Origin of the sequence: Bacillus sp. 103mf (assembly GCF_900116295.1) — a bacterium.
Lineage (GTDB): Bacteria > Bacillota > Bacilli > Bacillales > Bacillaceae_G > Bacillus_A > Bacillus_A bruguierae.
In genome coordinates this window covers 1-13,430 of the sequence record NZ_FPAF01000006.1, presented here as the reverse complement: position 1 = coordinate 13,430, position 13,430 = coordinate 1, and the positions used below count along the sequence as shown (strand labels likewise).

10 protein-coding genes and 4 pseudogenes are annotated in these 13,430 nt (G+C 33.3%); 8 read left to right on the top strand and 6 right to left on the bottom strand.

Going from position 1 to position 13,430, the window contains the following annotated elements:
* Positions 1–97 precede the first annotated feature (97 nt).
* Together sdaAB and BM350_RS27605 are read left to right on the top strand one after the other, a co-directional pair.
* Positions 98–757, top strand: a complete 660-nt coding sequence (sdaAB, locus tag BM350_RS15330; protein ID WP_090919463.1) for an L-serine ammonia-lyase, iron-sulfur-dependent subunit beta — start codon at positions 98–100, stop codon at positions 755–757.
* A 177-nt stretch (positions 758–934) separates the two neighbouring features.
* Positions 935–1,341 (top strand): annotated as a pseudogene (locus tag BM350_RS27605) (helix-turn-helix domain-containing protein); the annotation flags it as partial.
* Between the two features lie 317 nt (positions 1,342–1,658).
* Here the strand turns inward: BM350_RS27605 and BM350_RS15320 are convergent.
* A complete protein-coding gene (locus tag BM350_RS15320; protein ID WP_090919458.1) occupies positions 1,659–2,381 on the bottom strand; it encodes a DUF2812 domain-containing protein in 723 nt (240 codons plus the stop codon).
* Positions 2,378–2,695, bottom strand: a complete 318-nt coding sequence (locus BM350_RS15315) for a PadR family transcriptional regulator (protein ID WP_090919455.1) — start codon at positions 2,693–2,695, stop codon at positions 2,378–2,380. The genes BM350_RS15320 and BM350_RS15315 overlap by 4 nt, the downstream gene beginning before the upstream one ends.
* A 366-nt stretch (positions 2,696–3,061) precedes the next feature.
* On the opposite strand from BM350_RS15315, the pseudogene BM350_RS15310 reads away from it, so the two are divergent.
* The 4 genes and pseudogenes from BM350_RS15310 to BM350_RS15290 form a co-directional block, all read left to right on the top strand.
* Positions 3,062–3,649, top strand: a pseudogene (locus tag BM350_RS15310) (S8 family serine peptidase); the annotation flags it as partial.
* A 464-nt stretch (positions 3,650–4,113) separates the two neighbouring features.
* Positions 4,114–4,971: pseudogene (locus BM350_RS27600) on the top strand (type VII secretion protein EssC); the annotation flags it as partial.
* Positions 4,968–5,807, top strand: a complete 840-nt coding sequence (locus BM350_RS27595) for a DUF3952 domain-containing protein (RefSeq protein ID WP_244548016.1) — start codon at positions 4,968–4,970, stop codon at positions 5,805–5,807. The pseudogene BM350_RS27600 and the gene BM350_RS27595, both read left to right, overlap by 4 nt.
* Before the next feature lie 248 nt (positions 5,808–6,055).
* Entirely contained in the window at positions 6,056–6,484 is a 429-nt protein-coding gene (locus BM350_RS15290; protein WP_016113520.1) for a GNAT family N-acetyltransferase, read from the top strand.
* Between the two features lie 593 nt (positions 6,485–7,077).
* Here the strand turns inward: BM350_RS15290 and BM350_RS27005 are convergent.
* Together BM350_RS27005 and BM350_RS27590 are read right to left on the bottom strand one after the other, a co-directional pair.
* The gene (locus BM350_RS27005) at positions 7,078–7,254 is read right to left on the bottom strand and encodes a hypothetical protein (RefSeq protein ID WP_170857723.1); all 177 of its coding nucleotides are present in this window, start codon (positions 7,252–7,254) and stop codon (positions 7,078–7,080) included.
* A 143-nt stretch (positions 7,255–7,397) separates the two neighbouring features.
* Positions 7,398–7,595, bottom strand: a pseudogene (locus tag BM350_RS27590) (recombinase family protein); the annotation flags it as partial.
* 445 nt (positions 7,596–8,040) lie between these two features.
* Between BM350_RS27590 and BM350_RS15280 the strand changes: the two are divergent.
* Positions 8,041–8,388 carry a hypothetical protein gene (locus BM350_RS15280; RefSeq protein ID WP_090920460.1) on the top strand — a complete coding sequence of 116 codons (348 nt, stop codon included), beginning with the start codon at positions 8,041–8,043 and terminating at the stop codon, positions 8,386–8,388.
* Positions 8,389–8,390: 2 nt separating this feature from the next.
* On the opposite strand, the gene BM350_RS15275 is transcribed toward BM350_RS15280, so the two are convergent.
* A protein-coding gene (locus tag BM350_RS15275; protein WP_244548023.1) for an IS3 family transposase occupies positions 8,391–9,508 on the bottom strand; the annotation gives its coding sequence in 2 pieces (ribosomal slippage) (positions 8,391–9,301 and positions 9,301–9,508; 1,119 coding nt in all).
* A gap of 1,454 nt (positions 9,509–10,962) precedes the next feature.
* Positions 10,963–11,865 (bottom strand): VanZ family protein, encoded by a 903-nt coding sequence (locus tag BM350_RS15270; protein ID WP_090920462.1) that lies wholly within the window; start codon positions 11,863–11,865, stop codon positions 10,963–10,965.
* 336 nt (positions 11,866–12,201) lie between these two features.
* Between BM350_RS15270 and BM350_RS15265 the strand changes: the two genes are divergently transcribed.
* Positions 12,202–12,783 (top strand): SMI1/KNR4 family protein, encoded by a 582-nt coding sequence (locus BM350_RS15265; protein ID WP_090920465.1) that lies wholly within the window; start codon positions 12,202–12,204, stop codon positions 12,781–12,783.
* Positions 12,784–13,430 lie beyond the last annotated feature (647 nt).

The following is a 13,430-nucleotide window of genomic DNA, read 5'->3' as shown; positions in this document are numbered from 1 at the left end:
CGTATTTTCATTACCTTTCAGTTATGAAATATTTTCTTAATACAAAAACATTTTATTAATGCACCCCTACTACTAATATTAAGGAGAAAGGATAATCATGAAATATAAATCAGTATTTGATGTTATTGGTCCTATTACTATTGGAACACCTAGTGCTTATGGAGTAGAAGCAACAAAGATAGGACATATTGTTCGTCAGCTATTTTTAAAGCCTCCAGAAAAAATCGAAATTTCTTTATATGGGGCATTCAAAAAAACTGATTGCACTTTTGGGTCAGACGTAGCACTTGTTGGTGGTATTTTGGGCTTTGAAATGAATGACCCACTATTCTCTAAAGCACTTACAATTGCAGCAGAAAGAGGAATTACAGTTAATTGTATAGAAGAGATTGCAAAACCGTCTTATCCCAATACAGTAAAGATTACTTTATACAAAGGTGAAGATAAAATTGAGATGATTGCTTGTTCGATTGGTTGGGGAAAAATCAAAGTTATTGAGATTAATGGTTTTGATTTGAATTTAAATGAAACAAGATCAGCTCTTCTTATTATGAACAATGATCATTTTGGGACTATTTCGTCTGTAACTTCTATATTAGCAACACGTAAAATTAATATTAATAGGATACGTGTATCGCAAAAGGAAAAAGGAAAAATATCTCTATTGGTAATTGAAACTGAGGAACTATTAAATCATGAAGTAATTGAGGAAATTAAAGGATTACCAAAGGTTTATCAAACACTAGCCTTAAGTTAGACAGTTTTATCAGCATGTCCAGGTTTTAGAGATTAGTTACATAAGGCATATAGTTTTTGCATCAGAACCGGAAAAGACGACTGAAATGAAGTGCCCCCCAAATTGTTAGACACAGTTTAACAATTGGAGGGGCACTTTTTTATGGCTAAATTTTTTTCACAAGACAAAATATAAGCGATGCGACGGTATTTAGATGGGGCTGAAGATGGAGGAACAAATTCTACATCTGTAGGTGTTGATGCTAGTGAGCTCTATCAATGGATTAAAAGATATGAATCTTTAGGTGAAAAAGCTTTTAAAAAACGATATACATCCTACTCTTCCGAGTATAACTAGATGTACTTCATTATATGAATGAACAAGGGACATCTATTAGGGAAACAGCGGCGCTTTTCAATATTCCTTCTTGCAAAACATTTCGAAAATGGAAAGTAGTTTATGAAACAGGAGGATTGGATACCCTACAATCAAAGAAAAAGGGGCGTCCATCCATGGAAAAGAAAAAAACAAGCACAACTAAAGGACAAAGTGTAGTAGAAGGTTCAATAGAGGCGTTACAAGCGGAAAAAGAGCGTTTACATCTAATGGGGGTCCCACCCCATCGCTATCAAGCTAAGAAAATACAACTACCCCCAGAACGAGATTTTGTTCTAACTTGTAATAAAAAAGCTCTTTTTTCGTTTTGGGGTGAATTTGTTTTCTTAAGTTGATGGGCATGTATGGTGAGGCTTATACCAGCAGTAATTAAAAAAACCGTTATTTTGAAAAAAGTGACCAAAATAACGGTTTTCTGTTTGACTAAATAACAACTTTTTATAATTAAGTTTAATCATTTCTTACTTCGCTAAAGCCCCCTCTAGCTCAATAACAATGTCTAAAAACTTTATTTTCGACCTTTATACTAAGCTCTATTCCCCCCCATTTTATGATAAAGAGACATGATGACCCAAATAGCAGTTGGAAGTGCGATTGCTCCAATTGCCATAGACGCTAAGAGGCGAACTACACTGTCTGAGCCATCGACAAATAACAAAGTAATAATAGCAATTAAGAAGAGAAAGAATGGTATAGTTTTCAATAGATTGACTAATCCTTCTTTTCCTTTTGCCTTCCATTTGTTATTGTATGTTGCGATTACAGTCCAAGCTGTTGGGGTGGCAATTACACTGAGAATAACAGCTATTACATGAAGTAATGATTTTAAGGTACCAGAGCTTATCATTGCTCCAATCCATACAAGTACTGTTATTAAAACTAACGGAATTGCTAGACATTTTACGGAACGATTTGAATTTTCGTACTTTTCAATCGATGTGTCACGGTCACTATAAATTGGTTTTGTACCAGGATATGCTCGAAATAAATGAATATTTCCTTCTGAGGCAATATGCGACCATCCAGAAGATGAAAAAAAGTAAAAGTATTCCTCTTCTTCATCTTCTTTTAATGAACGATAATCTACATTGTAGATATAATCTGAGCTTTCTCCTTTTTCAAGCGTATACCCCATAAACTGAAAGTCACTGACATGCCAACCCTTCAAAGAAAATCGGCGTAATTTTTCCATGTCCTTATCCTCAGAAAAAGCTAACCCACCTGACGTAATATACTTTGTTTGTCTCATTCTTCAACCTCCTTCAATCCAGTTTCCGCTAATTGAATCATCAGTTTTCTTAGCTTCAGCTCTTCTTCTAATACTTCTCTGCCCTTCTCAGTAAGCAGATATGTTTTACGTCTTGAATCCGACCCATCATGCAAATAAATCCACTCTTGTTGTAATAACTTTTTAATAATCGTGTACATTGAAGCAGGACCTATAGTAATTGCCCCTTTTGTTGTTTCTTCAATTAAGTTCATAATAGCGTAACCATGCATTGGTTTACTTAAAGTAGCCATAATATTAAACATTGAATCTGTTAATTGCTCAGTTTTCTTCAACCAATCACCTTCTATATCTTTTTAAGATATATCATAAAATGATATGTATATCCAAAAACAATATATCATGATATGATATATATGTCTAGAGTTATATCACATATCGATACATAAATATGTGATATTTTTCCTTAAAAATCAAAAAAGAACCCTTACAATGGGCTTTTCGCTAAATCTAAAAATATAGGATGTTCTTGTTCATTATCCTTCTACAACTAAACTGCACTTTTTATAATTTTATTGGTTCATACTTTGCTGTCTATGACAGCAACCCTGTCACTACTCCATATAAGAGTAAAAAAGAAGCTGTCTTCAAAATGCCGTTATTCAACGACCTTTTGGGACAGCTTCTTTTTACACCTAGCGTCTAGCTTTAATGGTACATCGAGCGCTTCACCAATTATTGCTGGTGCAGCCGTTTCCATACAAAGCATTGCGAAAGAGCATTTGGGTCAACCCTATAGGCCAAGTGAGTTAAGGGACATCTTAAGTAACCCAAACACAGGAACACAATCTGGGGAGCCATCTTACGATAGAATTGGTGTTTTACCAGATTTAAAAGCTATATTATTAAAATTAGGATTTCAACCAAATGAAGAAGATTCAGCTTCAAAAAAACCGCGAGAACAAGAGCCAAATAACCAACACATACAGGCAAAACTGTTAAATTTTAATACGACTATTGAAGGTAATCTTAACGATAATGATAAGGTAGATATCTATACTTTTACGATTAATTCACCGCAAAATATAGATATTTCCGTATTAAATGAAAAACAGATTGGAATGACATGGACGCTTTATCATGAATCAGATTTACAAAACTTTGTAGCATATGGACAAAATAAGTCTAATGTCATTAAAGGAGAATATAATGCGAAACCAGGGAAATATTATTTGCATGTTTATAAATATGCAAATAAAAATGGGTCGTATGTATTAAATGTAAAATAGATTTTATGTATATGCATACATGAAACAAAAGGAACTCTCTAAATGAACTGTACTCCAATTGTTAGACGTAACTAATAATTGGGGTACAGTTTTTTATGACCAAATAGCTATCTTCCTATTTCGCTGCAGATATTACATCATTTTCGGAGATTGATTTGCAACATTTCTTCGTGTTCCATATTGTCCTTTAATTATAAGTAACTTATTTAACTCGCTTTATGCTCAGCGAAGGAAAATCTGTTTTTATTTTTTGAAAGGGTCCCTGCCCCATCTCCATCAACTTAAAAATTTATAGCGCTCTCAGAATGAAATTTTGTGTTAACTTGTAACAAAAAAATGAGCCGAACTCTCATAAATAACTGTAAAAAGGTGGGATTTTTGTTATGGGGATGTCTCAAAATATTAGCTTGATGGGAATGGGGTACTTTAAAATCTTAAGTTGATGGCGATGGGATAGCACCACATTACCAACAACAGCAGAAGATGCACTGCAACAAATTCAATTACTGCAACAAGAAGCACATGAAATGGATGAAGCATGGCAAGGAGAGCGTCCAAAAGCAATTCCAATGATGCCAGAAGTAATTGATTTAATGACATATCGTAACCATAAACAAGTGAAACAAGCATTACAACTTGGACAAATTCCAATGGGTCTTGATTTTAAAGAGGTGGAAGTTGTTGCCCATGATAGCGCGGTAAATGACCACTTAATGATTTATGGTGTAGACGATAGTATAAGAAAACAAATCGTATCAAGTATCATTTCTCAAACGAATAAAGACTGCTTTGAAAGTGTAACGTTAGTAGACACGAGCGACTACGGATTTATTCAATATAAAGAGAGTGTGAGCCACTACATCGTAGTAGAAAATGATGTGAATACTCATCTCAAGCATTGGATGGAAACTATTCGCGAACGATCCAATGAATTATCACAAGCAAGACAAGAAGGTAGAGAAGTACCAGCATTCACAAAACAACTTATTATCATCGCAAACGTCGAAGAATTTAATCGACTTGTTTACATCGAAGACACAGCAGCAGCAACTTTAATAGATTTATCTCGTGCAGTAGGCATTTACTTTATCTTGGCTGGTCATCATGAATATATGGACCGAAACAGAGATGCATTGCCAATGAAAATGCGAAGTAAACTAACAACAGCAATCATCGCAATGCCTTTAAACGACCAAAGCATTTTCAGCATCAAGTATGTAAGTAACGAACCAGCTTTAGGAAAAGATGAAGTATACTATTATGTAAAAGGAAGTATTACTAAATTGAAAATGCCAAGAGTAACGAACGAGGTGACGGTATGAAAAAAGGAGTGAAAATGAGTTTCATAAGTGTATTACTAGGAACATGCTTAACGCTTACAGGATGCAAGGTTGAGTATAAGGATATTGCCAAAGCACTGGATGAAGGTGATATGAAGACTGTGATGGCTGCAAGTGATGATGGGTATGCTTATGTGTCAGTAGGTGTTTATAGAATTCTAGAGTATCCGAAGGTGGGAGAGAAGAGGGATGAAAAGAAGAAGGATGAAGAAAGAATAGACCAAGTCACGGAAGGAATTTTTTCGATAAGGGATCATTCATTTTATGGTGTAACTTCACAGTCTAAGAGTACGTACACAATGCATTACTCTGGAGGACATATAAGTGATGTAACGGATAAAAAAGAGAAAAATGTGTATACAACAAACATAAGTTATTCCAATAAGAACATTCAGCTTTCTACACCTAATGTAGACGCCTCTTTAGTTACTTTCTTTTTTACAGATTTAAAAGGGCTTGCGAAAGTTACACCTGAAGATACAAGAAGAGGAATGGATGAGCCTGTACTGGTCACGTTTAAGTTTAATAAACAACAATTTGATAAAATTGTGAAACCGAAACTACACTTGGATTATGATGAATTTATATCAGCAGAACTAGAAATGAAGCTAAATTCACCTAATAAACCTAATGAAGTTGTAGATATGAGTTTGGATATCAAGTATAAAAAGAAAGTTCAGAATCAGTTGTTATCATTTGAAGATAGTTATGCTGTTGGCTTTGCGCATAAACAAGATAATGATAAAGGTGGAAAAAAGGAGTATTTAGATTATAAAAATAAATTTAATGAGGGGAGAGAGTCATGCCCATCAACTTAAGAAAACAAATCCACCCCAAAACGAAAAAAAGAGCTTTTTATTACAAGTTAGAACAAAATCTCGTTCTGGGGGTAGTTGTATTTTCTTAGCTTGATAGCGATGTGGCGAGACCCTTTATAGAATAAATAATTAAATGTTTATTGGAGGTTTTATTAATGAACAATATAAGTTCATGGCTATATAACATGAAAATCATAAATTACTTATTGGGAAGGAGTTGATAATTTAAAACTAAAGGAGAGATATTCATGATATATAGAAAAGCAAATCAGAAAGATTATGTTACAATTTTGAACATATGGGAAGAGTCGGTTTTAGCTACTCATCACTTTTTAACAGATACCGATAGAGAAGAGATTAAAAAAGAAATACCCTCATATTTTCAACATCTTAATATCCAGTTATGGTATGAAAAAGATGATTTAATTGGCTTTTCTGCTGTAAATAAACAACACTTAGAAATGTTATTCTTAAAACCAAATAAAACAGGTAAAGGATACGGTAAAGCTATTATTTATTCTTTAATTAAAGATTTTGATATTACGACAGTTGATGTAAATAAAGACAATAAGAGTGCAACTAAATTCTATATAAATAATGGCTTTTTTATAGTAAGTGAAACGGAAACAGATTCTTCTGGACGTCCATACCCTATACTACAGCTAAAGTTAAAATAAGGTAAAGGTGGAGCACCTTTGATTTTTGCACTAAACTACCGCGTTAGTCCAATAAGAATTAAACAGCTTTATTATTTTTTAAAGGACTTTATTGTAAGTTAAACAACTTTGTCGCTATACATCACAGAAAGATCAATTTCATATTGATATATCACTGTACCATTAATCCTCTTTCCCTAGCTTACAATTAAAATATATGCAAGTACTAAGCAAAAACCTTCCACTTATTCTAAGAATCTTTTTAAACGTTTTAATATAGTCAATAACAAACAAAATGGAGTTTAACAAAAAGAACTTGTAGCAATCACTAGAAGTTCTTTTTAAGAAAACACCCATTTACAAAAAAATCAGCCCCGTACACACAGAGCTGCAATAAGGAATGACAGAATGACTGGTAGTCAAGTACATCTTACTATTGATCTAGCAGCTTTGCGAAGTGAGAAAATTTTATTTTAACCTTAATAAAATAGCATTTTATTTCTCAATATCACAATGTTGAATATATGGTAGTATTAATTTATCGACAACTGGATACCCTCCAAATTTGCGAGAACAAGCCCTCTGTTATGAGGGTTTGTTTTTTTACGACCTTTTTAATTAGATTTTTTTCTTATTAACTGAATTTGAAAAATATCCGATTCCTTCAAACCCAATACACGCATTTCATCTTCCATCGTACGCCATGACTCAACTTTTATAGATTTTATACTGTTATTTCTCAATGTATATTCTCTTATATATTGTACTTCTTGTTTCTTATTTCCTTTCACAGTATCCTCCTATTGTTATTTACTTAGCCCCTGGTTACAGCAACGCTGGTACTGGGCCCTAATGCATAATTTAGTTCCATTACTACACAGACCTCTTATTCCCCTTTGTGAGGGGATGGGCAAAAACACCCTAATAAGACAAACTATTCTTTTATTTTTTCCTCATATTGTTTAGCAAGCTTATAAAAAGAAGAACGTTTGATACCATACTTTTTCATGGCTCCTACTGCTGTAATAGAACCAGATTTCCATTCCTTGTAAGAATCCGTAAATTCTTCCGTTATTTCGACAGGCGGACGTCCTAAACGTTTACCTTGCTTCCTAGCAAGAGCAATTCCTTCAAAAAGAATCCGATTTGGATTCTTTCAAAAAACAAGAAACATCTCTATTGTTAGAGATGTTTCTTGTTTTTACGAATTTTCACTTCAATAAATAATCACTATGAAACTTAGAGGAAATTGAATATATTTGTTGAAATTTTACATAAAAAGTCGTTTCCAACACATTTAACTGGCGCAATTAGATCTGACTTTTTTCCTCATATTTCTCGTCTGCCATAAAAGCACGAGATATGCCATGTATTACTCCTAAATATTCCCTCTAAATGACGAGATAAAAACTACAATCAATATTAGAAAGGAGGATTTATATTTTTTACTATTACTAGTAGGCTTGACCATATCATTTCGTAAATTGTGTACGTTTAGACACAACTTCCCCCCTTTACTGTACGCTAAGAGATATTTGTTTGGAAAATAATACCATATTTATAAAGGAGGATTACCCATGAACTTAAATGAAAATTCTTCAAATTCAGCAGAATGTGCACAGGCACAAACGATGAACGGTCACAGTCCTTTATTCGATCGTTTAAGTACAGATGGAAAATCTTACTGGGACTATATTACAAGATATGCCCCTGTTATTTATCAAGATATAAATACAAGGTCAGAATATGAGTATGGAGTAGTGGATTTAATTGCAAAATTTAATGCAGATGGGGACTGGAATATGGCTAACCAATGGGAAACTATAGGAGTAGTTCCTCAAGTCCCATATGTATATGCTTCTGTCCAAGAAACGAAGACACATCTCTTTGGATTTGAGTCAATATTTTGGACACAAAAAAGTTAAATCTAAGCTATTTTTTTAGCCAGATCTTCTATTGCTTGGGGAGTTTTATAACCAATGCTACTATGAATTCTCTTGCGGTTATACCATCCCTCGATGTATTGAAATAATGCTAAGTTTGCTTGTTCAAATGTGAAATATTTTGTACGATATACTTCTTCTTTCTTTAAAATGGCATGAAACGACTCGATACAAGCGTTATCATACGGACAGCCTTTCTTACTGAAAGAAGGTTTGATTTTAAAACTCGCGAGTAAGGTTTGAAATTCCTGACTTGTATATTGAGTCCCTAAGTCAGTATGTAGAATGAGCCCTTCTGGTGGTTTCTGTGTATAGTAAGCGTTTTCTAACGCTTTTACCACAAGATTTGTTGTCATATTTCGTGAAAATGAATATCCAACAATTTTTTTAGAATACAAATCCATCACAGATGCAAGGTAACACCAACCATCTTTTTGCGTGTGAATATAGGTAATATCCGCTACCCACTTTTCATTGATTGTTGTTGTAGAGAAGTCCTGTTCTAATAGATTTGTCCGTTCTTCTACAGTTGATTTTGATGAATGTGGTTTGTATTTTTTCAAGATAATGGAACGAATATTTTCTTTTTTCATGAGCCGTTGTATACGCTTTATGCTTACTTGTACACCTTGTTCCAATAGTGTTTGATGAATCTTAGGTGCACCATAACGCTCTTCGCTATCTTGATGAATTTGTTTAATTTTTTGGGTTAATTCTTTATTTTCACGACTACGCTTTGACTCTGTTTTGTGTTGAGATTGGTAGTAAGAACTTCTCGCTATCCCAAGAGCTTGGCACATCATATGAACAGAGTGCGTTTCTTTTTGACAATCAATGAACTGATGTAATTCTGTATCTTCTATTTTCTCGCGAATATGGCCATAGCCTTTTTTAATATTTCATTTTCTTCTTTTAAACGAAGCATTTCTTTTTTCATTCGTTTTAGATCTTCTAGTGTTATTTCATCTTCATCAACTGATGTGATAGGGGAATATATTTTAATCCATTTATAAACGGTTACCTCTGATACGCCATACTCGCTGCTTAATTGTTCACCAGGTTGTGTTTCATAACGAATACCTGTTGAATGATTTGAAATCATTCTTTTACCCTCGTCAAAATATGCTTTAAATTCAGGTCTTTTGTTAATGTAAGCGCGGAAAGCAGACTGTGAACATTGTAATCCATGATTATCTGTTAAATATTGCCACAGCACTCTCTTATAATAAAAAGTTTGCTTGGAATCACTGGATAGAAGGGTCGCAATATCTTTATAATATTCATCAATCTTTGAAACTTTAGTTCTTGTTTGTTTCGGCGTAAAACCATTTAAGTATTTATCGATTGTTCGACGATCAACGCTTAACTCTCTTGCTAATTGACTCTTATTTATTTTCATGTTCAAATTCTCCATTAGTAATTTTAGCTTAGGTAAGTCTGTAAGACTTTTAACCTCGAATTCTGTTTGAATATCTAGCTTAATATACACACTAACCACCTCAGGATTAGTATGGAGAATGGCGTCTTATCTGTACATATTTATTCAAGCATTAATGTACATATTTGAGCTATCATTTCTACAAGAACTACAGGATTTTGTGAAAGAATTAAAAAAGGTAAGTGAAATACATAGATAAGAGGTAGTTGTATCGGGTGTGTCAACGGTACCGGACCGAACCCGAAAGGGGACGGGAGGATAAGGAGTTGACATACTCACTATGCAACCCTCTTGTAGGTATCTTTGCCCATCCCCTCGAAATGGGGGAATAGCAAGTGAACTATTAGCAAAATCCTTATAGATAAAGGATTTTAACTTCTTTTTAAAATGTACATGTCAAATCATATACATTTTAATTGACACATTTCAAATAATAATGAGTTGTATTTTTGAAATGAAAAATTCTAGATTTATAGCCATGTCAAAAAGTACACTTTTTGAAGGAGTGTAAAACACACAAAGTCTATGTATCAAGACATCTAAAACAACACTTTTAAAGTACTTCTAAAAAATAGGTATCTTTTGAAGCATAACGGAATAAGTAAATTAGTTATTTTATTGAAAACGTCCCAAAAAGTAAAGTTTTTGGGACGCTTTATTATATAGATAGTACGGGTGCAATACCATAGGTTGAGGATGTTCCAAAAATTTATTTCAAAATTGAATAAGGGTGTTTTTACCCATCCTCGAGGATTTGGGCAAAAACACCCTTTTTATGAATTTGGAAAAACTTTCAGGGGTACGGAAACAATTATGGATTTCAAGGGCCACTCTAGGATTAAATTCCAAAACTTAATTTTGATAAGTCTATTTGAGAGCTTCTAAAGCCTTTAACCTCAACAACTTGCTATATTATCAATAGGGTTTACTCCATTGAGATAAATTTTAAAATATATATTGTTAAAAAATAATTTAAGTATTGTATTTCGGGCTCTGAAAAGTAAAAAATACACATAAATTCTATTTTTTACAGATGTGGCGGGTTATTCTTTGAATCGTTTCCGTACCCCATATTTATTGAAAACATTGCAAAGAAAGCCCCTTAGAATGTTGGTTCTTCACTCCCACCAATGCTTCATTTCACTGAATCTAACGTCCCATAGTTTAGCATTTCCGGAAACGATAATCGTAATTTCGCTTATTTTGTCATCAGATGCTAAGTTTAAAGGTTCTGCGTTAGGATATTGTTTAATATGAGCTATTTCTTTTCCATCTAGCAGTATAGTGATTTCACCCTTGTCTGGAATGCTAAAATAAGAGTAGAACATCACCTCTTTCTTGTTCTCCAAGATGTAAGTATATGATTTGCTTTTATCACCTTCACTGTTATACACGTTCATTTTGGGTTCTATTTTCTTACCTGATATGGTGAAAATCGGAAGATTTTTAGTCATGGGCATGGTTCCATTCATTTCTTTCACATTGTGTAATGCTTGAATCGGGCCTTCTCTTTTTGCCACAACATAATTGATGGTTTCTGAGATCACGATTACTCCAACTAGAAGAACAACAATAGATAGAGCCGAAGCAATAAGCTTTTTATAAGAAATTTTTGAAGAGAACCCCACTCTATAGGCGATAAATCCTATCGCTGCACCTAATGTATTAGATAAAACATCAGCTACATCAAAGCCGCCAAGATGAGTTAAAGCCTGCAACGATTCCAGAACGAGAATCGTTAAGACAAACAAGGATATGAACTTCCCAAAACCAGAACGATACAACAGAGGAATTACTACTCCAAAAGGGATAAAAGCAGCAATGTTTCCAAAGTCAAATAACCATGAAAAAGTTGGTTCTGGAAATTGAAGCGGAACACTGTTCGGAACAAGCAAAAATGTGTATCCATAATCGCTGGTTGCATCATCTAATCTATTAAAAGCAAAGAACATAAAATATAAAATTAAAATTGTATATAAAATGGTTCCTGCAATGATGAATTTCCGTAATTTTGCTTCCATAATCTCTCCTTAATTTCGACATATTATTTACCACAAATTATTATTATACTAAATTGTGATTATAAAGCGTATTTTTCTTCAGGGGTTCAAAAAAGAAAGAATCGTTGCCGTGCCCCTAGTAGAGTGAAAATGACCTGATTTTAATATTTACTGACATATTTCAAGAGTGAAATATGCTAAAATTATCCTATCAATAATTACAATGGGATTATCTGCTTACATTTGCTTGAACAAAAAGATGCAATGAGGCTTTCGATAAAAGTGAATAATCTTATGTATGTTAGGCGTATAGCCTAATAAATAAATTTTATATTTTATTATTGGGAGGACGAAATAATGGATTTGGTAAACAAATTTTTAAACGGCTTGAGAGCAGCATTATCAACAGATGAGCTCGAGGCACTAAATAAAGCGTACGGTGCTACAAAAGAGGATATTGATACATTAAGGTCAGAATATCCAAATTGTCCAGAATCACTAATCTCTTTACTTGAAAATATTGATGGTACATATTGGCGGAAATATGGAGAAAACAAAATTGCGGTATGTATTTTAGGCTCAGATGTTGAAGAGTATCCATATTATTTGCTTTCTACACAGCAGATGCTCGAAAGTTCAAAAGAAGAAGAAGACGTCTCCTATCTTTTAGAATACCAAGATGACGAGGATGCTGTTGATTCTAAGATAAATCCAGAAGGACTTCTCCCTGGCACGTATATTCATTTTTCAGACTGTATGAACAATGGTGGAACATCAAGACTCTATATTGATTTTAACCCTTCTGATGAAGGTGTATGTGGTCAAATAATTCGCTTTTTGCACGACCCTGATCAATATGAAGTGATTGCAAACAGCTTTGATGAGTATTTACAGGATCTTCTTGATGGTGGTTTTAATTTTCTAGACGAAGAAGAATAATCTCAATAATTTGTAAAGAATTACACTTAAACTAACGGGTGCTTTAGTTGAACAAGATTTAAACAACTTTATTATTAATTTTTGTCTACAAACACATTTAACAGGTTAGAAATTAAACAACTTTAAAGAGCCTTACTACAATATGATTTGTAGCGAGGCTCTTATATTTTTAAATCAGAATTAAATAACTTTATTATCACTTTACACAAGACTTACTTTAGAAACTATGTCCTAAAAATGTACGTTTTAGATTTCTTGTATGTAGTTTTAATTGAGCCTTTTGATTCATCCGTAAAAGTATACTTTTACGAATGTCTCAAAAGCTATGTCCCTGATATGTACACTTATGAGTCATAAAAGATTGGAATAAAATAACTTTATCAACAAATGTTATAGATAAATATGGTAAAATATACATAGAGTAACAGCTCAAAAAGTAAAATGGTGATTCAAGTTAAAAAAGTACTCATGTGGGTGCTTTTTTTCTCTGTCTTACATACACAAAAGGGGATTTCATCATGAATATTATCAACTTAGAACTAGTACGAAAGAGAAAAATAAAGGAAAATAAAATGATTACAATACCCATTATTGAACGGGTTTTTGAAGTAAATGGAGAAATTCAGTTTGAAGTAGCTGGTGAAAAA

What these genes read in the sequence shown, in the direction of transcription:
- BM350_RS15290 (WP_016113520.1), top strand. Translation starts at nt 6,056, where the DNA reads ATGATATATAGAAAAGCAAATCAGAAAGATTATGTTACAATTTTGAAC.
- BM350_RS27595 (WP_244548016.1), top strand. Translation starts at nt 4,968, where the DNA reads ATGAAAAAAGGAGTGAAAATGAGTTTCATAAGTGTATTACTAGGAACA.
- BM350_RS15265 (WP_090920465.1), top strand. Translation starts at nt 12,202, where the DNA reads ATGGATTTGGTAAACAAATTTTTAAACGGCTTGAGAGCAGCATTATCA.
- BM350_RS15320 (WP_090919458.1), bottom strand. Translation starts at nt 2,381, where the DNA reads ATGAGACAAACAAAGTATATTACGTCAGGTGGGTTAGCTTTTTCTGAG.
- sdaAB (WP_090919463.1), top strand. Translation starts at nt 98, where the DNA reads ATGAAATATAAATCAGTATTTGATGTTATTGGTCCTATTACTATTGGA.
- BM350_RS15280 (WP_090920460.1), top strand. Translation starts at nt 8,041, where the DNA reads ATGAACTTAAATGAAAATTCTTCAAATTCAGCAGAATGTGCACAGGCA.
- BM350_RS15270 (WP_090920462.1), bottom strand. Translation starts at nt 11,865, where the DNA reads ATGGAAGCAAAATTACGGAAATTCATCATTGCAGGAACCATTTTATAT.